This window comes from Bacillus sp. KS1 (genome assembly GCF_020075515.1).
Classification (GTDB): domain Bacteria; phylum Bacillota; class Bacilli; order Bacillales; family Bacillaceae; genus Bacillus; species Bacillus velezensis.
This window is the reverse complement of record NZ_JACAWW010000013.1, coordinates 47,470-63,923: the sequence shown is the minus strand read 5'-3', so window position 1 is coordinate 63,923 and position 16,454 is coordinate 47,470. Positions and strand designations below refer to the sequence as shown.

The 16,454-nt window shown below is 42.4% G+C and carries 24 protein-coding genes and 1 pseudogene; 14 read left to right on the top strand and 11 right to left on the bottom strand.

Annotated elements, in window-relative coordinates; translation table 11 throughout:
- Nucleotides 1–176 precede the first annotated feature (176 nt).
- Nucleotides 177–644: a hypothetical protein gene (locus HWY38_RS06245; RefSeq protein WP_224181463.1), complete on the bottom strand. Its 468-nt coding sequence runs from the start codon at nucleotides 642–644 to the stop codon at nucleotides 177–179.
- 352 nt (nucleotides 645–996) lie between these two features.
- On the opposite strand from HWY38_RS06245, the gene HWY38_RS06240 reads away from it, so the two are divergent.
- Nucleotides 997–1,950 (top strand): ATP-binding cassette domain-containing protein, encoded by a 954-nt coding sequence (locus HWY38_RS06240; protein ID WP_224181462.1) that lies wholly within the window; start codon nucleotides 997–999, stop codon nucleotides 1,948–1,950.
- Entirely contained in the window at nucleotides 1,951–2,826 is an 876-nt protein-coding gene (locus HWY38_RS06235; protein WP_007609910.1) for an ABC transporter permease, read from the top strand. It abuts the gene before it with no gap.
- A gap of 162 nt (nucleotides 2,827–2,988) precedes the next feature.
- Here HWY38_RS06235 and HWY38_RS06230 read toward each other — a convergent pair whose 3' ends face one another.
- The 7 genes and pseudogenes from HWY38_RS06230 to HWY38_RS06200 all read right to left on the bottom strand — a co-directional run bounded on the left by HWY38_RS06230 (nucleotide 2,989) and on the right by HWY38_RS06200 (nucleotide 7,938).
- Nucleotides 2,989–3,465: an antitoxin YezG family protein gene (locus HWY38_RS06230; protein WP_224181461.1), complete on the bottom strand. Its 477-nt coding sequence runs from the start codon at nucleotides 3,463–3,465 to the stop codon at nucleotides 2,989–2,991.
- A 19-nt stretch (nucleotides 3,466–3,484) separates the two neighbouring features.
- On the bottom strand, nucleotides 3,485–3,955 hold the full coding sequence (locus HWY38_RS06225; protein WP_263433281.1) for a TIGR01741 family protein: 471 nt from the start codon (nucleotides 3,953–3,955) through the stop codon (nucleotides 3,485–3,487).
- Between the two features lie 88 nt (nucleotides 3,956–4,043).
- Nucleotides 4,044–4,511 (bottom strand): annotated as a pseudogene (locus tag HWY38_RS06220) (antitoxin YezG family protein); the annotation flags it as partial.
- Between the two features lie 85 nt (nucleotides 4,512–4,596).
- Nucleotides 4,597–4,803, bottom strand: coding sequence for a bacteriocin immunity protein (locus HWY38_RS06215; RefSeq protein WP_224181460.1), 207 nt, complete (start codon nucleotides 4,801–4,803; stop codon nucleotides 4,597–4,599).
- Between the two features lie 77 nt (nucleotides 4,804–4,880).
- On the bottom strand, nucleotides 4,881–5,369 hold the full coding sequence (locus HWY38_RS06210) for an immunity protein YezG family protein (RefSeq protein WP_224181459.1): 489 nt from the start codon (nucleotides 5,367–5,369) through the stop codon (nucleotides 4,881–4,883).
- Between the two features lie 84 nt (nucleotides 5,370–5,453).
- Nucleotides 5,454–5,930 (bottom strand): antitoxin YezG family protein, encoded by a 477-nt coding sequence (locus HWY38_RS06205; protein WP_224181458.1) that lies wholly within the window; start codon nucleotides 5,928–5,930, stop codon nucleotides 5,454–5,456.
- A gap of 1 nt (nucleotide 5,931) precedes the next feature.
- A complete protein-coding gene (locus tag HWY38_RS06200; RefSeq protein WP_224181457.1) occupies nucleotides 5,932–7,938 on the bottom strand; it encodes a T7SS effector LXG polymorphic toxin in 2,007 nt (668 codons plus the stop codon).
- Between the two features lie 298 nt (nucleotides 7,939–8,236).
- Here HWY38_RS06200 and HWY38_RS06195 point away from each other — a divergent pair, with 298 nt between their 5' ends.
- From HWY38_RS06195 to HWY38_RS06155, 8 genes are all read left to right on the top strand, one after another.
- Nucleotides 8,237–8,956, top strand: coding sequence for a YebC/PmpR family DNA-binding transcriptional regulator (locus tag HWY38_RS06195; RefSeq protein ID WP_003155709.1), 720 nt, complete (start codon nucleotides 8,237–8,239; stop codon nucleotides 8,954–8,956).
- Between the two features lie 179 nt (nucleotides 8,957–9,135).
- Entirely contained in the window at nucleotides 9,136–9,429 is a 294-nt protein-coding gene (locus tag HWY38_RS19245; RefSeq protein WP_411908467.1) for a spore coat protein, read from the top strand.
- A 144-nt stretch (nucleotides 9,430–9,573) separates the two neighbouring features.
- Nucleotides 9,574–9,822 (top strand): spore coat-associated protein CotJA, encoded by a 249-nt coding sequence (cotJA, locus tag HWY38_RS06180; protein ID WP_003155704.1) that lies wholly within the window; start codon nucleotides 9,574–9,576, stop codon nucleotides 9,820–9,822.
- Entirely contained in the window at nucleotides 9,806–10,069 is a 264-nt protein-coding gene (gene cotJB / locus HWY38_RS06175) for a spore coat protein CotJB (RefSeq protein ID WP_007408934.1), read from the top strand. The genes cotJA and cotJB overlap by 17 nt, the downstream gene beginning before the upstream one ends.
- 14 nt (nucleotides 10,070–10,083) lie before the next feature.
- Nucleotides 10,084–10,653 carry a spore coat protein CotJC gene (gene cotJC / locus HWY38_RS06170; RefSeq protein ID WP_003155700.1) on the top strand — a complete coding sequence of 190 codons (570 nt, stop codon included), beginning with the start codon at nucleotides 10,084–10,086 and terminating at the stop codon, nucleotides 10,651–10,653.
- Between the two features lie 88 nt (nucleotides 10,654–10,741).
- Nucleotides 10,742–11,275 carry a GNAT family N-acetyltransferase gene (locus HWY38_RS06165; protein ID WP_007609923.1) on the top strand — a complete coding sequence of 178 codons (534 nt, stop codon included), beginning with the start codon at nucleotides 10,742–10,744 and terminating at the stop codon, nucleotides 11,273–11,275.
- A 28-nt stretch (nucleotides 11,276–11,303) separates the two neighbouring features.
- Nucleotides 11,304–11,582 carry a YesK-like family protein gene (locus HWY38_RS06160; RefSeq protein ID WP_012117023.1) on the top strand — a complete coding sequence of 93 codons (279 nt, stop codon included), beginning with the start codon at nucleotides 11,304–11,306 and terminating at the stop codon, nucleotides 11,580–11,582.
- Between the two features lie 113 nt (nucleotides 11,583–11,695).
- Nucleotides 11,696–12,385 carry a YetF domain-containing protein gene (locus tag HWY38_RS06155; protein ID WP_007609925.1) on the top strand — a complete coding sequence of 230 codons (690 nt, stop codon included), beginning with the start codon at nucleotides 11,696–11,698 and terminating at the stop codon, nucleotides 12,383–12,385.
- A gap of 32 nt (nucleotides 12,386–12,417) precedes the next feature.
- On the opposite strand, the gene hmoA is transcribed toward HWY38_RS06155, so the two are convergent.
- A complete protein-coding gene (gene hmoA, locus HWY38_RS06150) occupies nucleotides 12,418–12,744 on the bottom strand; it encodes a heme-degrading oxygenase HmoA (protein WP_003155696.1) in 327 nt (108 codons plus the stop codon).
- Nucleotides 12,745–12,827: 83 nt separating this feature from the next.
- On the bottom strand, nucleotides 12,828–13,190 hold the full coding sequence (locus HWY38_RS06145) for a VOC family protein (RefSeq protein ID WP_029326180.1): 363 nt from the start codon (nucleotides 13,188–13,190) through the stop codon (nucleotides 12,828–12,830).
- A 160-nt stretch (nucleotides 13,191–13,350) separates the two neighbouring features.
- Between HWY38_RS06145 and HWY38_RS06140 the strand changes: the two genes are divergently transcribed.
- The 4 genes from HWY38_RS06140 to HWY38_RS06125 all read left to right on the top strand — a co-directional run bounded on the left by HWY38_RS06140 (nucleotide 13,351) and on the right by HWY38_RS06125 (nucleotide 15,771).
- Nucleotides 13,351–14,217 (top strand): STAS domain-containing protein, encoded by an 867-nt coding sequence (locus HWY38_RS06140; protein ID WP_007408939.1) that lies wholly within the window; start codon nucleotides 13,351–13,353, stop codon nucleotides 14,215–14,217.
- A gap of 313 nt (nucleotides 14,218–14,530) precedes the next feature.
- A complete protein-coding gene (locus tag HWY38_RS06135; protein WP_003155693.1) occupies nucleotides 14,531–14,704 on the top strand; it encodes a YezD family protein in 174 nt (57 codons plus the stop codon).
- A 29-nt stretch (nucleotides 14,705–14,733) separates the two neighbouring features.
- Complete coding sequence (locus HWY38_RS06130; protein ID WP_224181456.1) at nucleotides 14,734–15,036, top strand: hypothetical protein; 303 nt, start codon at nucleotides 14,734–14,736, stop codon at nucleotides 15,034–15,036.
- Nucleotides 15,037–15,126: 90 nt separating this feature from the next.
- Nucleotides 15,127–15,771 carry a Bax inhibitor-1/YccA family protein gene (locus HWY38_RS06125; protein WP_007408941.1) on the top strand — a complete coding sequence of 215 codons (645 nt, stop codon included), beginning with the start codon at nucleotides 15,127–15,129 and terminating at the stop codon, nucleotides 15,769–15,771.
- 38 nt (nucleotides 15,772–15,809) lie between these two features.
- Here the strand turns inward: HWY38_RS06125 and HWY38_RS06120 are convergent, their stop codons facing one another.
- Nucleotides 15,810–16,322, bottom strand: a complete 513-nt coding sequence (locus HWY38_RS06120; protein WP_224181455.1) for a MarR family winged helix-turn-helix transcriptional regulator — start codon at nucleotides 16,320–16,322, stop codon at nucleotides 15,810–15,812.
- Nucleotides 16,323–16,454: the final 132 nt, after the last annotated feature.

Sequence of the window (16,454 nt, the reverse complement as noted above, 5' to 3'; positions counted from 1 at the left end):
TTGCCTTTTTTTAATCCGCATTTTTTTTGCATTCAGGACGAACTCGTGACATGAGAGGAGTGCCAGAAGATGTTTGGTTAACGACTATAATATAGCTTTCTATACATCTCTTTATGTAATAAAGGGTACCTTTTTAGGAACCCTTTATTAATATTCACTCTAGAGGGGCAGCTTTTTTAATACACTTTCATATCTTGTTTTTTCTCCTTACTAATCATTACTTTTTCTAAATAACTCTTAAGAAATACATTATCTATCCTATCTGGAATGTAACCCAGACGTTTATTTAATATATTCTCTATGATATACATTTTCTTTGTGTAATATTGGTAACTATCCGTTGCGATTTGAACACTTTCTGATTCATTTCCCTTTTCTGATTCAAGTCGAGATTTATATAGCTGATCATACTTCTGTTTGCGTATTTTTCTTGAGAGCCGCAGTAAATGAAATAATTCAATTGTTGGCAGAGTCATTATTTCTGGTGTAGACTTATCCAAATCTAATTCAGAAGTATGCTCACGATATTCTATGATTTCACGTTTGCCACCTCTCTGAACATTATGTATGTACATTAAGCAAAAACTACAGTAATACTGATTATCCTTTTGAATTGAAGTTGCACAATAAGGGCATGTTTCCATTACGTTCTCCTTTCTGAATATTCTAAGATAATATGTATTGCGGTTACAAACAAGAATTTTAAATAGTATTAGAGATTCTTAACCAATAAAAACCCTTTTTATGATAAAAGGTTTATTGATTACAGCTTGTATAAATTTCATGCAAAATCAATAGTGATCCCCATGTATAGAAAATCCACCGATCCTAAACCCAATAACAAAACGCGAAAATAATAAATTATATCGTTATAATCAAGATAATTATTTATAAAAAGATAATAAAGTTGGGTAAAAATGAGGAAAATCCTGGCGGGAATGACGATATAAAGTTAGTGAACAACGGTATAGAATCTTACTTTTCGAGGTGAACAGAATGGGAGAAGAACAAGACATTATTACAGTAACGGATCTCCGTAAAAAATATGGATCATTTGAAGCAGTGAAAGGGGTATCCTTTTCTGTCAAACGCGGCGAGCTGTTTGCATTTTTGGGAACGAACGGTGCAGGGAAATCGACCACTATCGATATTCTCTGTACGCTGATTAAAAAGACATCCGGAAAAGTGGTAATAGACGGTTATACGCTTGGTGAGGGAAGAGAGAATAATCATATCCGCAAAAAGATCGGAGTTGTTTTCCAAGAGAGCATTTTGGATGAACGATTGACCGTTTATGAAAATATTATGAACCGCGGACAATATTATCATTTAAGCAAGGCACAAGTGCAAGAGAACTATCAGTTTGTAACAGACTATTTAAAATTGGATGATATTAAGGAGAAAAAATACAGCCATTTGTCAGGCGGACAAAGAAGAAGAGCGGATATTGCCCGTGCCATCATCCATAAACCGACTATATTATTTTTAGATGAGCCTACTACAGGTCTTGATCCGCAAACGAGAGTTTTTGTTTGGAATGCGATTAAAAGGCTGCAGGAAGAAACAAACATGACGATCTTTTTAACGACCCATTACATGGAGGAGGCCGCTGTGGCTGATAACGTTGTGGTCATCAAAGAAGGACGTCTGATCGCAGAGGGTACACCGAGTCAGCTGAAAGATCAATATGCGTTTGACAGTCTGCATATGATGTTTAAGCAAGGCGTTGATCCGACTGCATGGTTTGAAAATAAACAACTGGATTTTACGGTTAAAAACTCTATTTATTCTCTTCGTGTAGAGTCCACTCTCCAAGCGTTTGACATTTTGAAAGGTCTTGAAGGAAAAATTGAATCTTTCGAGGTGATTAAAGGGAATATGGATGATGTGTTTATCCACATTATCGAAGAACAAGGAAGCAGTTTGCCAGTAAAGGGGAGCATTGCATAAATGAAGTCTTTATCCAGTTTAATCAGCAGAAATATAAAAATATACTTCCGTGATCGAACGCTTTTGCTTCTTTCTTTGCTGTCAGTATTTATCGTCATTCTGTTATATGCCGTGTTCTTACAGCAGACACAGCTGGACGCCATTAAGGCCTTGGTCGGTTCGACAGATGATTCCAAAGCAATGGTGAACGAATGGATGGTGGCGGGATTGCTGTCCATTACAGCTGTGACAACGACTTTAGGCGCTTTCGGAATTATGGTGAAAGATAAAGAAAGCAAGAGAACGTATGACTTTTTAACAGCTCCTTTATCAAGGGCGACCATCCAATTGAGCTATGTCATTCATTCATTTGTCATCGGCTTGATCTTTTCTTTCATCGCCTTTTTAGGCTGTGAAATTTTTCTCGTTTCAACAGGCAGCAAGCTTTTAAGCGGAACAGATATACTTGAAGTATTGGGGATCATTATTCTTTCAGTTGCACTGTCAAGTTCCATAAATTTATTTTTAACGCTGTTTATTCACACACAAAATGCATTTTCGACGTTAAGTACGATTGTCGGAACAGCCATCGGTTTTTTATGCGGAGTATATGTGCCGATCGGCGGCGTACCGGTGTTTGTGCAAAAGATTATTATGTACTTCCCTATCAGCCACACCGCCGTTCTGTTCAGAAAAGCGTTTATGACAGACTCAGTTGATAAAGTATTTAAACATGCCTCTGCGGACCAAATACAGGAATATGAAAAGCATTACGGGATCGTCTACAAGTTAAACGGCCATTTTATCAGTACGGCAGCAAGCTTGTGGATCATTGTTATTACAGCCATCATATTTACCGTCATATCTATTTTCATATTTAAAAAACAAAATAAATGACCTCTTCAGACGATACATAACGATGTAACAGGCAGCATCCGTTTACTGGATGCTGCCTGTTTTTTAGTTTAGTCTTCTGGGAGCATGCCCTTATTTTTGCTTGTTCAAATCCTATCTTTGTGTACATTAGTCAAGATATCCTGATTGTCAGCTTTTCATTTTTCATTCGCTAGTCTTGATGAAATCTTCTAGGAAGGCTCTTAACGTTTTCCTTTTTGGCATCAAGCCTAGGTTTTTATACAGCCAAACAGCTTTTCTTTGAGCTCCGTTTAGCTCTGAACCGATTACATCTTCATAGTTATAATCTATAGAAAACTGGCCTGTTCTATCTAGATTCAAAGTCAAGTTCGTCCAAATATGCAGATTAGTTTCTTTATATTCTTTGCGCAGTTCTTCGAAGGCTTCTTGAAGTTTGATTAATAGATCGTCATAAAGATCTTCGCTTACTTGAAAGTGCTCAGGAATATTATGAGAATAGATATAATCCTCACTTTGCGGAGGATTGAAATAAAAGATAACTTCAGAAGAATCGTCGAGTATTTCTGCATAAAGAATGACCTTTTCCCATTCAGAAGGAATGATTTCGTTAATGCCTTCTGCTATCTGTTGATATAATTCACCCATTTTTTCTGTTTCCATGCTAACCTCCAGTTCAAATTTATAGATTTAGGTAGCTAATTAAAAATTCTTGATCTTCCTCATCTTCAGGCAAAATACCAAGGTTTTTATATTCCCATATTGCGATTCTTTCATAACCATCTAATTCTGATGCTAAAATATCATCAGAATTATATTCTAATTGGAATTCTCCACTGCTATCCAATGTTAGTGTAAGGTTCGTCCAAACATCATTGTTATTATTTCTGTGTTCAGTTCTTAATTCTTCAAAAAGTTCTCTTAGCTCTCTTAACAACGTCTTGAAAATGTCCTTGCTTACGTTGTAGTGGCTAGGTATGTCTTGTGAATAAATAATTTGATTATTTTCTGGTGTTCTGAAGTGAAAAAGAACCATTGTGGAATCATCTAATACTTCTGCATAAAGATAAATTTTTGTCCATTCACAAGGTATGATGTCATTCAAATTCTGACTAATAAGCTGATACAAATCTGGCATTTTCCTAGTTTCCAATCTTTTCACCTTTAATCGTCGAGAAATCTTAGTTATAAAAATAGCCCAGCAGTGAAGGCTGAGCTATTTTTGATTATTGTAAAATAGATTATTCTTCTTCCGAATTGAGATAGCGTTCCAAGAACTCCCTGTTTTTCTTACCAGTAGGAACCAAACCTAAATGTTTATATTCCCAAACTACTTGACGTTGAGTACCGTTTAGTTCTGAAGCAATAACATCATCATAATCGTAGTCAATTGAAAACTTTCCGGTATGCTCTAGCTTGAGTGTAAGGTTAGTCCACACATCTGAGTTATTCGCTTTCCATTCATCTCTTAGTTCATCAAATAAATCTTGTAGTTCGATTAACAAGTCATCATAAATTTGTTCACTTACTTGATAATGTTCCGGAATGTCATGTGAATAAATGAACGCTTCACTAGTTTTTGTATTAAAGAAAAAGTATACTTCTCTAGAGTCATCTAAAATCTCTGCGTATAGAGCAACTTTATTCCATTCTGCTGGAATCATTTCATTAATTTGTTCTGCTAGCTCTCGATATAATTTACTACTCTTTTATTTTTCAATCTCTTTTAATCTCGTAACTTTATCATCTCTATCCCATTTGAGAGTTGCTATATCAGTTTAATGGTTTGATAGACTACTCATCTTTATAGTTTAGAGCAATTCTTACGACTTGCTCCGCTGTGTAATTTTCCTTGCTCCAGAATATTAAATCGCTTGGTGACGGATGAGGTACACTTTTCTCTAATAAAGCAAGATATTCACTGACTTTATCATCATCTAATGTTGGGTTCATTATTTCCTTTACAAGAGAGATTAATTCTTCTTTTGTCAGATTATCCATTTTTATACTCCCTTTAGAGAATAATTCGTTTATGACATTTGAATATTTTTTTATTTTAATACAGCATTATCATGTTATTAAATTGGATTTTCAGGATATTCATCTAAATATTTTTTTATTAATTTTTGTAATGATGGATCCTTAGGTTCTTCCCTTAAATATTTGAATTTCCAGATGATAAGCTGATCACTGAAACTATAATCTGTCTTAAACCAATCTGTATAATCAAAGTTGACAGTTAATTTTCCTGATCTTTCTAGGCTAAGAGTGAAAGAATAAAATAATTCTTGATCATGATCTTTGAAAACATCTCTCATTTTTTCGCTTAGTTTAAATAATTCCATCTCATACTGATCGAATTCATTTTCGTCAATACCAAATTCAAACGGAATTTCAAGACTGTACTTAAAAAGATTAGGTTCATTTTGAGAATTATAAAAAAAGTAAGTGCCTCCGCCTGTCTCTGAAACCTGAGCATAGAACAAAAATTTCTCCCATGGTTCTGGTATCATTTCGTTAACGGTTTCAGCTATGTTTCTATATAATGCATTTAATTCATTTTCCAACAAGGATCAGCCTCCAGCATTATAATTGGTAATTTGTAAGGATCATTTGTATCAAAAAAACCCCCCAATAAAGGAGGGGGGTTTTTAATTTTGAGAATTTAAATACTGTTCTAAAAAGGATTTTAAAGGTTTACTCTTAGGATAAATTCCTACATTTTTATAAGTCCAGATTGTTTGTCTTTGAGAGATGGTAAATGGAGATTGAATAACGTCTTCATAATTATAGTCTATCGAAAATTCTCCGCTTATCCCCAGATTAAGTGTTAGATTAGTCCATATATCTTGATTGTTTTCTTTAAATTCATCTCGTAATTCCTCGAATAAGTCATGCAAGTCAAATAACAGCTCCTCATAAATCTCCTCACTGACATGATAGTGTTCAGGGATATTATGAGAATATATAAAATCTTCACTATGTGGAGTATTGAAATAAAAGAAAACTTCAGATGAATCGTCAAGTATTTCTGCATAAAGAATAACTCTTTCCCATTCAGATGGAATGATTTCATTAATGCTTTCTGCTATCTTTTGATATAATTGCCCCATTTTTTTTGTCTCCATATTAACCTCCGGCCTGATTTTTGATTCTCATAAGTTTAGCTTCTTGATCACCAATTTTATATTTCACCCTAAAAGCAGTAGGTCTTAATGAATCACCTTTATACAATGCATTAATTTCAACTGATACTTTTTGGGGAGGGTCTGCTTGCAAAGCCGATGCCCAATCTTGCTCCATTTTATACCATTTCCCGCCGCTCCTATTAATCTGAGAGTTCATCGGCACGATATTGTCGAATTGGCCTGAGCCTTTGAATTGGGTGGCGATTAGGTGGCCTCCGTCGTCATCAGTCAGACGGTCTGGTTTACCTGCTTTTGATTGCGCATATTGGTTGCGTTTTGCTTCTCCCAGCTGCAAGTCTGCTTTGACACTTGTAATTCTACCATAGTTGTCAGTGGTGTACGTGTAGCCTTCTTTTGTTTTGTAGATGACATTCGGCTTCAATACTTTCTTTCTGGTCCATTTCGCAAAATGCTCGCCGTATTTAACCGTTACCGGCGGTACATGCGGTGCCGGTGTCCGCCTGCCGCTTGCGGAGGTTCCGTACGGTTTCGGCAGGATGACCTTGGCGAATTTCTGAAGTCCTTCTTTAAGTGTGACTCCGTTGACTGCGTTATAAGGAACGCCCGCCGGCACTAAGTCGTGACGCGGATGATACGGGAGAATATCAGCCAGGGTGAGATCTCCCATTTGATTTAACTTGGTTTTGACGCGTTTTTTTGATACTTCCATGCCTGTGTTTACTTTTTGTTTGATGTGATCAACGGTTTGTTTTGAGACCGTTATCGCTTTTTGTGCTGTGGCGGATTTGCTTGCTGCTGTTTTGACTTTGGTTGTCACTTTGGCGGCTGTGCCTGTTTTTGAGACGGCGCCGACGCCTTTTGTGCCGACAACTGATGTCACAACGGTGCCCACTGCATATGACACCCATCTTGCTCTGGAGTAGGTGTCGCCATTCACCATGTCTTTTTGGTACGATTCTTCGATTGCCGCTGAAATCGCTTCATACGTTTTGATCGGGTGAGCCACCGCTCCTGTAATGGCTTCAACCGTTCCGCCCGGATCTGTGACCATATCCCACAGGCCTGTGACCGCGTCTTTTCCGGAATCATAAAGGCCGACGGCAACGCCTTTGAAACCGTCTGTAAGTTCACGCGTGTTTTCAATTTGAGTGAAGTAGCGCTGCTGTTCTTTTGTCAGGTTTTTATAGCCGATTGTTTTGGCCATTGAGTAGAATTCATCGGCATTCGCATAATCGTAGTTTTTCAGTCTTTCTTTCAGTTTTTCAATCTCTCGTTCTTTCGCTTCCTCTTTCTTCATCTTCAAATAAGCATCCGAATGTCTTGAGATATCGCCTTTTTTCTTATGAATATCACTTTCACGGTACGCCTTGGCATTGTAGTGAAGCGGCGTGGCGTTTTTTCCTTTACCTGTGGCGTTTTGGAGCTGTTGGAAGTCAGCTTGAATGAACTGTTCGTTCGCTTCGGTTTCTGCGTATTCCTTCGTTAGATCGTGATCAAGCTTGCCGAGTTTATGTATCGTTTCTTTTCTCTTTTTGTCGGCTGATTGGAGCTTGTGATCCACGCTTTCGGTGGAAAAGAGATCAAGCGAGATGATGTCATCGATCTCTCCGAGGATGGAGCGCATGTCCTTTTTCTGCTCTTCCATAATCGCCTTTGATTTACTGAGGGCGTGAGTGAGCTCGTGCTCCAGAAATGATTCCTCCACATGCGAATTGGAAAGTCCGGCATCTTCGACCTTACCGGGAAGGCTTGTGAGAAATGCGATTTTCATGTCGATCAGATCAAGCCAGCTGTCTGTGACGCCGGCGTGGTCTTGGAAAAAGGCTTTGATGTTATTTGCACCCCGGCCTGAGAAATCATTGTCACCAAGATCAGCCATGCCTTGAAACGCTTTTTTTAGATTGACCATCTGACCGCGCAGTTTTTTGTATTCACCCGCGCGCTGTTTGGCGGCGGCGAGGAGGGTGGTTGCTTCGAAAACTTTCATGACCATATCCTTTCTTTTGTTCGATATCAAAATTTTACCACGTGAGTCAGGATATACAGTGTAGGAAATAGGTAATAAGAATAAAATGAATCTTTTGGCTTGCGACTTCCTTCCTGTATGAAGAGAGGCTTTTTATGTTTTGTACAATAACCCTCAAATTCGGCTAACTGCGATCCGGGGATTTTAAGCGTGCCTGTTTTTTCTAATGTCTTACACTCGAAACAACCCAACCGCTGAGGTATAATAGAAGCAGAGTATTTATCATACAGATTCAATTCGTGAAAGAGAGTGGAACAAAATGGGCCGTAAGTGGAACAACATTAAAGAAAAGAAAGCATCAAAGGACGCAAATACGAGCCGGATTTACGCGAAGTTCGGCCGTGAGATTTATGTGGCGGCAAAACAAGGCGAGCCAGATCCGGAATCGAACCAGGCGTTAAAAGTGGTGCTTGAGCGCGCGAAGACGTACAGTGTGCCGAAAAATATTATTGAGCGTGCGATTGAAAAGGCGAAAGGCGGCGCGGAGGAAAACTTTGACGAGCTGCGTTACGAAGGTTTCGGGCCGAACGGTTCAATGATCATCGTTGATGCGTTAACGAATAATGTAAACCGCACGGCGCCTGAAGTGCGCGCCGCATTCGGGAAAAACGGCGGAAATATGGGTGTGAGCGGGTCTGTCGCTTACATGTTCGATGCGACTGCCGTTATCGGCGTTGAAGGCAAGACGGCGGATGAAGCGCTGGAATTGCTGATGGAAGCTGATGTGGACGTGCGCGATATATTAGAAGAGGATGACAGTGTTATCGTATATGCCGAGCCTGATCAATTCCATGCGGTACAGGAGGCATTCAAAAATGCCGGCGTTGAAGAGTTCACGGTTGCGGAGCTGACGATGCTTGCGCAAAATGAAGTCGAGCTTCCGGAAGATGCGAAAGCTCAATTTGAAAAGCTGATCGATGTGCTGGAAGATCTGGAAGACGTACAGCAGGTTTATCACAATGTAGATTTAGGCGAATAAAGACAAAAAGGCCGGGGCGGCATAAGTTCCGGCCTTTTTATTTTGCTTATGCGGTCGGCCTGTATCGTATATCTCCGTAAGCAATTATTGATTATTTCGCCAAAACTGGGCGGATGCCCATACGTTTCCTTCCGGATGTCATAAACTGGACTGTAACCTATGTGAAGGAGCGATAAATCATGAATGAAAGAAGACCGATTTACGGCGGAGGCTATGGCGGCGGCTATGGAGGCTTCGGAGGCTTCGGAGGCTACCCGGGGTACGGTTTTGGCGGCTACGGCGGCTTCGGAGGATATCCGGGATACGGTTTCGGCGGAGGCTACGGCTACCCGGGATACGGTTTTGGCGGTTACGGCGGTTTTGGCGGCTACGGAGGCTTCGGGGGATATCCGGGGTACGGTTTCGGCGGCTATGGCGGAGGCTACGGCGGCTACCCGTTCCATCATCATCATCGGGACAGCCAATATATCTGATCATTCGGGAAAAAGCACTCTTGGAACAGCAAGAGTGTTTTTTTGTGACCGTTTTTAACGGGCTTTTTTATTTTCTTACAGGGCATAAATGCCGATACGGATTCATACCTATTAAGGTCATGTGTTTAGGAAAGGAGGATCGTAATGAAAGAAAATCAGCCGTTTACACCGGTCAAATCCTATAAACCCTTCCACAGCCGGTTTGATCCCTGCCCGCCGATCGGGAGAAAATACTACAGAACGCCGCCGCATCTTTATATGCGGTTTCAGCCGTATCACTTGGAGCAGTTTTCTCCGATGGAGGCATTGAGAAAAGGGACCCTTTGGAAGGATCTTTACGATTTCTATGATAATCCTTATCGGGGGGGAATCGAATATGGCGAAAAAGATTGATGATGAATACTATCGGCTGCTGGAACAAATTCAGGCGGCGGACTTTGTCTTGGTGGAGCTGACGCTTTATCTGGATACGCATCCCCATGACCGTCTCGCGCTTCAGCAGTTTCATGAATATTCCCGGTACTCAAGACAGCTGAGAAAGCGGTTTGAGCCTGAGTACGGACCGCTTCTGCAATTCGGCGTGAGTCAGGTCGGCGCTCAATGGGACTGGGGCCGCGGTCCTTGGCCATGGCAAGTATAAGGAGGGATCTGTAAATGTGGGTATATGAAAAAAAGCTGCAGTATCCGGTTAAAGTCAGTACATGCAACCCGATGCTGGCTAAGTTTCTCATTGAACAATACGGCGGGGCGGACGGCGAATTGGCCGCAGCGCTCCGGTACTTAAACCAGCGCTACACGATTCCTGACAAGGTGATCGGCCTGCTGACGGATATCGGCACGGAGGAGTTTGCGCATTTAGAAATGATTGCGACGATGATTTATAAGCTGACAAAAGATGCGACCCCGGAGCAGCTGCGTGATGCAGGGCTCAGTGATCATTACGTCAACCATGACAGCGCGCTGTTTTATCACAATGCGGCCGGAGTTCCGTTCACAGCGTCTTACATACAGGCGAAGGGAGATCCGATCGCTGATTTATATGAGGATATTGCGGCTGAAGAAAAGGCGAGAGCGACGTATCAATGGATTATTGATATTTCCGATGATCCTGACCTGAATGATTCACTCCGTTTTCTGCGTGAGCGTGAAATCGTCCACTCTATGCGTTTCAGGGAAGCGGTTGAGATTTTAAAAGAAGAACGTGATAAGAAGAAAATTTTTTAAACGGCCCTCAAACACGACGGCTGTTTTTTTCCTTTCTGCGTTTGGTCTATAATAAAGGTGTCGAATATTCTGATTACAGGAGGATTTTATGACACCATTTACGATCACGGAGGAGAAGGCGGGGGCATTCCGGGTCACCTCCGCCCGGAAGGATGATGAAGAAGAGGTCATGGATCTGCTCGTGCAAGCGGCAGAATGGCTTCGCGATAAAGGGTCGAACCAGTGGAGCGGCCTTCTAGAAGGGGAAGATACCCACAATATGCGGGAGGCGATCGCCCAAGGGTATGTTTTTTTATTCAGGCAGAATGAAGAGCTGGCCGGCGTCGTCATGCTGCTTCCCGAAGCAAGCGGATGGGACAGACGTCTTTGGGGCGATGAAGGACATGAGGAGTCCGTATATCTCCACCGGCTGGCGATTAACAGGAGGTTTGCAGGGGCGGGGCTCGGCCGGACGATCATGACTTGGGCGGAGACGGGTGTGTCTTGTCCGGGAAAAACGAAAATCCGGCTCGATTGCGTGTCCGAAAACAAGGCGCTTCAGTCGTTTTACAGCGGAATGGGGTACGAATCAAAAGGACTCGCGCCGGGTTATCATTTGTTTGAAAAAAAGGTGAGTAAATAAAAAGCTTCTCATGACGGAGGTAAAAGACATGGGGTTTTTTTATCTGATCTGTCTGGCCGCATTTTGTCTTAACTTTGCCGTATCGGCTGTGCTCCGCAAGAAATGGCCGAAAAAGATGTGGCCTGAGTGCCTTTTGGCGGTGCTGGGCCTGACTGCTTTCGGTACGGTTGTTTACAGCATTTTCGGTGTCGGCGGCTGGGAAGGAATGGGCTTGGGGCTTGCCGCGATGTTTGCGGGTTCCGGAGCGGCCGCCGGTTATGCCGCTGAGGTGTGCTTACGGGTCGTCAGATCGAATCGAAAACAGTAAGCAGAAGTGAAAAAACGCGGCCTCGGCTGCGTTTTTTTGTGTGTTGCCGGCCGCTGTATAGAAAACAGGCGAATGTCCATAATGGTAATGACTTTTAAGAAGAAGGTGCGAATATGGGACATTTACTTACAGTGGCTTGGGAGTTAGTATGCGGTTTGGGTATTTTATTTGTGATTTTAAAATTGCTTGGAAAAACTCAATTCTCGCAAATTACGCCGTTTGATTTTATTTCCGCGCTCATCCTCGGCGAACTGGTCGGAAATGCGGTGTATGATAAAGGCGTCAGGATTTTTGAAATCATTTTTGCCTCTCTGTTATGGGGGATTTTAATTTATCTCATCGAACTGATTACGCAGAAAGTAAAAAGCTCCAGAAAGCTGTTGGAAGGCGAGCCGAGTATTATCATACATAAAGGAAAACTGAAATATGATGTGCTGAAAAAGAATAAGCTGGACATTAATCAATTGCAAAGCCTTCTCAGACAGGCGAATTGCTTTTCCATACAGGAAGCGGAGTACGCGATTTTAGAAACAAACGGGATGGTCAGTGTCCTGCCGAAATTTCAATATGACACGACGAAAAACGGCGACATGCAAATAAAGCCGAAGCAGGTCTCTTTGCCGGTCACACTGATTATTGACGGCGAAGTGCTGTATGAAAATCTGAAAGAAGCCGGGCTGGAAGAAAAGCAGCTGACTCAGGAGCTGAAAAAGCTGAACATCAAAAAAACGGAGGACGTGCTGTATGCAGAATGGAAGCCCGATAAACCGCTGTTTGTCCTGCCGTATGAGGAGAAAAAATAAAAAGAGCATTGCCCTGGGGCAAATGCTCTTTATTATTTTTCATGTACGCCTGTTTTAACGGCTCTGACATGATACATACCGACATCCGTTCCAAGCATATAATCAGGTTTTGGCTTGCCTTGGTTTGCTTTGTGGGCCGCGATGTGGTCTTCGCTTTTTTCCCATTGTTTCCAATGGTCTTCTGACTCCCAGCGGATTAACACGACGACTTCTTCATCACCGCGGCGGACTTTTTTTTCCAGGACTGTTACGTCTATTAAACCTTCCTGCTTTTCAATCACGCCTTCTGAACTGAAGCGTTCGATTACTTTGTCGGCATGTCCTTCTTTTACGGTCATTTTTCTGATTTGTACGAACATCTGGCAGCTCTCCAATCATTTCACGCTTTATCCAACATTTTAAATGAAAATGATTCTCAAAGTCAATTGGGGTGCCTGACGGATTACGATTTCAGGAGAAAGACATGACCATCCTCATCTTTAAATTGCACGAAGCTGCCCCATTCCATTTGTTTCGGTTCATCTAAAAAGGTGATGCCGTTCTTTTTCATCTGTTCATATGCGGCAAAGACATCTTCACACTCAAATACGATAGAAGCCTTCATATGCTCGGCCCCTTTCATCATCGCTTTCGGATAAATAACCAAATGAGTGGCGGCTCCTTTGGGCGCTACCTCAAGCCAGAAGGCGCCCGGTCCCATCGGATGCTCGGCGACGGTTTCAAACCCCGCTTTTTCCGTCCAGAATGTTTTCGCTTTTTGCTGATCATCAGTGTATACGGCGACTGTCGCGATTTTTTTGATCATCATACTGACCTCCTGTTTCATTTCTTTTATAGTGTATCCTCCTGCCGAAAAAAGCAATCAAAAGCTTTAATGTGCAGGTTTTTTTAATTTCTCTAGTGCGATCGGCGATTCCGATTTATAATTTAGACAAAAGTACATATTCTTGAAAGAGGAGACGGCAGTGAACAAAGACCAATTACTTCATGATTATATTATTACACATTCGGCAGAGCTGACGGAAAAATGGCTCAAGCTGAGACGGAAGCTGAGAGGGCGTTTTTATTCTGCGGATCAATTAAGTGAGGAAATGAAACGGCTGCTGATCGAGCAGCATACCTTTACAAACACGGTCATCGCAAGCGCTTTTTTGGAAGATCCGGCCGTTTTTCAGCATAACAAAGAAAAATGGGCCGCACAGGTAGCGAAAAGCAGAGTGGAGCAAGACGCGGAGGTTCATGAGGTTGTTGAGGCGATCGGCAATTCAAGAACCGTCTTTTGGGAGGCGGTCACCCGTTTTATGGATGAGCATCAGGACATCGTAACAAACGAGGATGCCCGCCGCTGGAATCACCTTGTCAACGGCTCGTTTGATCAGCTGATGACGGATTTTACTGAACAGTTTCAGAAATTAATGATCGCGAGGCTGTCATCTCAGCAGGAGCTTATTTCCGAATTGAGCTGTCCGGTTATTTTGATCGCGGATACGATCGGCACTCTGCCGCTCATCGGATCGATTGATACGAGACGGGCGCGCGTGATTTTGGAGTCGGTGCCGGAAAACTGTGTCGCCAAACGGATCACAAATCTTGTGATTGATCTGTCCGGTGTACCCATTGTCGATACGATGGTGGCGCAGCAATTGTATATGCTGTCGAAAACGTTATTTCTCCTCGGCATCAGAACCGTGTTTTCCGGCATTCGGCCTGATGTGGCACAGACTTCTATCCAATTGGGGCTTGATTTTTCAGAGTATCAAACCTACGGCTCCCTGGAGCAGGCGCTCGCCAGCATGGGCGTCACATGTGTGATCGAGGAAGCAAAAGCATAGAAAAAAAGGTGCTCCGGCCAGAGGCGGGGCGCTTTTTTTGTCAGCGGAAAACAACGTAAATATGTCGGAACGTGAAGATTGCGTTCTTAAAAAGAGCAATATGACGCCTTGGGGTCCGGTGTCGGTGACACGGTTTATGTCAAAGCGAAGGAAGTGAAAGTAATCGCAAAGAAAACATATCCAAAAATTGTGTAAATGTTATTGATTTCTGAATGAAAACATAATAGTATAATTATATATTTCTTATCAGAATAGTATGAATTAAAACGCTCATTGTCAAAAGACGAACGGCCAGACATAAAGGGGGAGCATGATGACGTCCAAAGGAAACGTAGATCCGCATGTGATCGAAAAGATTATCAGCGCGCTGGAAACGCTCGATTTCGGGACAGTTCAGATTACGGTTCATAATTCCCAAGTGACACAAATTGATAAGGTGGAGAAATATCGATTTTCCCTGAAGAGCAAAGAAGTAAAACAATCTTAAAAAACAGCCAATGACAGGAGGCGGTACATATGAAGCATTCAACTGTTCCTTTCCGGGAGAGCCGGTATCTGCACCTGCCCGAAGTGCGCTTTCTGCATTGGTGCACGAAGCAATACGGCATTAACAAAGGCGTGCTCAATACAATTGACGGCTGGTTTTATGATGCGGGCGTCATTCCGATTCCCGTCAGGCGTCTTTATGTGCTGGCATTCCTCGATTTCGCGAAAACGCCGGGGCAGAAGGGGAATATCCGATTCGGGCACGGCGGATTGACGAAAAAACTGAATGATTTCATGGATATGCAGGAGTGCGCAGCAAAACGTCAGGCCTGACATCCTTAAAATCTTCTTAAAATCATACAAATTTCTCCCATTTTATTTATAATAGACCTATCACGATCATTTTTTGGGAGGACTTTTGACATGCAAACTGCTGCTTATGAGAGCAAACAATCTATTATGCAGCGCATTATAACGGTATTTGTGTTTACACTGTTAGTTGCGACAATCGGCCTGTATACGGGCCAGTTCATTCCGCCGGCATTGATGCTGCCGCTGTCGGTCTTAGAGGTCGTCATGATCATCGCCGCATTTTGGCTGCGCCGAAAAAAAGCCGTCGGATATGTGTTTGTGTTTTCATTCGCTTTCATTTCCGGAATGACGCTGTTTCCGATTATCAGCCATTATGCGTCCGCAGCGGGGGCCTATGTCGTATTGGAGGCATTCGGTTCATCGTTTGTGATTTTTGCGGTGCTCGGCACGATCGGCGCTAAGACGAAAAAGGACTTGTCGTTTTTATGGTCCTTTTTGCTTGTCGCTGTTATCGCGCTTCTCGCAGTGGGGATCTTTAATATTTTCAGCCCGCTGAATTCCGCCGCCATGATGGCGTATTCCGTCATCGGGACGATTGTGTTTTCAATGTACATCTTATACGATCTGAACCAGATCAAGCACCGGGACATCACGGCTGACTTGATTCCTTTGATGGCATTGACGCTTTATATCGACTTTATTAACCTGTTTATCAACCTGCTACGGTTTTTCGGAATTTTAAACAGTGATGATTAACCGCGCGAAAAAGGCGCCCTGCTGAGAGGGGCGCCTTTTTATGTTCTGCCGCCGGAAAACAGCAGAAGCTTATCAAATAATACTTCAAGCATTTTTGTCAATTCCGCTTTTTGTTCAGCGGTGAAGCTTTCCATGACTCCTGAAATATTGGAGAAGTGGCCGGGAAGAAACAGCATCAGCTTTTCTTTTCCTTCCCTTGTGAGTTCGATGCTGATTTTTCGTCTGTCGCCGGTATGCCGGCTGCGGTTTACAAAGCCGTCCCGTGCGAGTCCGTCGATCAATCCGGTGATGGTCGCTTTGGTGACATTGGATTTTTTCGCCAGCTCCGTCGGACTCAGGCTGTGGCCGGGTGCGTCAAACAGAAACATCAAAATTTTGAATTTCCCTTCGGACAATCCGTGACTTGAGAAATAATGCTCCATGACCTGATTCATTTTTTTAGACATATCAAATAACGTCAAAAATGTTTTCAATGATTCAGCATCCATATCGGCGTAAATCTCAGCGCGTCCGGCAATCTGCGAGTAATCCGGCAAATGTCTCAACTCCATTTTTGTAAGCCTCCGTACCATTTTAGTGATTCAAAGTATAAGCTTGCCGGATTCAAAAGGCAACCTATAAAGATTGACAGTTTTTCAGCCTATATAGTAAGGTGGCTAATAGTTAATGAATAATAAATAAAT

Excerpts from the sequence above, each read along its gene's own strand:
- HWY38_RS06245 (WP_224181463.1), bottom strand. The coding sequence starts at position 644 with ATGGAAACATGCCCTTATTGTGCAACTTCAATTCAAAAGGATAATCAG.
- HWY38_RS06240 (WP_224181462.1), top strand. The coding sequence starts at position 997 with ATGGGAGAAGAACAAGACATTATTACAGTAACGGATCTCCGTAAAAAA.
- HWY38_RS06235 (WP_007609910.1), top strand. The coding sequence starts at position 1,951 with ATGAAGTCTTTATCCAGTTTAATCAGCAGAAATATAAAAATATACTTC.
- HWY38_RS06230 (WP_224181461.1), bottom strand. The coding sequence starts at position 3,465 with ATGGAAACAGAAAAAATGGGTGAATTATATCAACAGATAGCAGAAGGC.
- HWY38_RS06215 (WP_224181460.1), bottom strand. The coding sequence starts at position 4,803 with ATGGATAATCTGACAAAAGAAGAATTAATCTCTCTTGTAAAGGAAATA.
- HWY38_RS06205 (WP_224181458.1), bottom strand. The coding sequence starts at position 5,930 with ATGGAGACAAAAAAAATGGGGCAATTATATCAAAAGATAGCAGAAAGC.
- HWY38_RS06200 (WP_224181457.1), bottom strand. The coding sequence starts at position 7,938 with ATGAAAGTTTTCGAAGCAACCACCCTCCTCGCCGCCGCCAAACAGCGC.
- HWY38_RS06195 (WP_003155709.1), top strand. The coding sequence starts at position 8,237 with ATGGGCCGTAAGTGGAACAACATTAAAGAAAAGAAAGCATCAAAGGAC.
- HWY38_RS19245 (WP_411908467.1), top strand. The coding sequence starts at position 9,136 with ATGAATGAAAGAAGACCGATTTACGGCGGAGGCTATGGCGGCGGCTAT.
- cotJA (WP_003155704.1), top strand. The coding sequence starts at position 9,574 with ATGAAAGAAAATCAGCCGTTTACACCGGTCAAATCCTATAAACCCTTC.
- cotJB (WP_007408934.1), top strand. The coding sequence starts at position 9,806 with ATGGCGAAAAAGATTGATGATGAATACTATCGGCTGCTGGAACAAATT.
- cotJC (WP_003155700.1), top strand. The coding sequence starts at position 10,084 with ATGTGGGTATATGAAAAAAAGCTGCAGTATCCGGTTAAAGTCAGTACA.
- HWY38_RS06165 (WP_007609923.1), top strand. The coding sequence starts at position 10,742 with ATGACACCATTTACGATCACGGAGGAGAAGGCGGGGGCATTCCGGGTC.
- HWY38_RS06160 (WP_012117023.1), top strand. The coding sequence starts at position 11,304 with ATGGGGTTTTTTTATCTGATCTGTCTGGCCGCATTTTGTCTTAACTTT.
- HWY38_RS06155 (WP_007609925.1), top strand. The coding sequence starts at position 11,696 with ATGGGACATTTACTTACAGTGGCTTGGGAGTTAGTATGCGGTTTGGGT.
- hmoA (WP_003155696.1), bottom strand. The coding sequence starts at position 12,744 with ATGTTCGTACAAATCAGAAAAATGACCGTAAAAGAAGGACATGCCGAC.
- HWY38_RS06145 (WP_029326180.1), bottom strand. The coding sequence starts at position 13,190 with ATGATCAAAAAAATCGCGACAGTCGCCGTATACACTGATGATCAGCAA.
- HWY38_RS06135 (WP_003155693.1), top strand. The coding sequence starts at position 14,531 with ATGACGTCCAAAGGAAACGTAGATCCGCATGTGATCGAAAAGATTATC.
- HWY38_RS06130 (WP_224181456.1), top strand. The coding sequence starts at position 14,734 with ATGAAGCATTCAACTGTTCCTTTCCGGGAGAGCCGGTATCTGCACCTG.
- HWY38_RS06125 (WP_007408941.1), top strand. The coding sequence starts at position 15,127 with ATGCAAACTGCTGCTTATGAGAGCAAACAATCTATTATGCAGCGCATT.
- HWY38_RS06120 (WP_224181455.1), bottom strand. The coding sequence starts at position 16,322 with ATGGAGTTGAGACATTTGCCGGATTACTCGCAGATTGCCGGACGCGCT.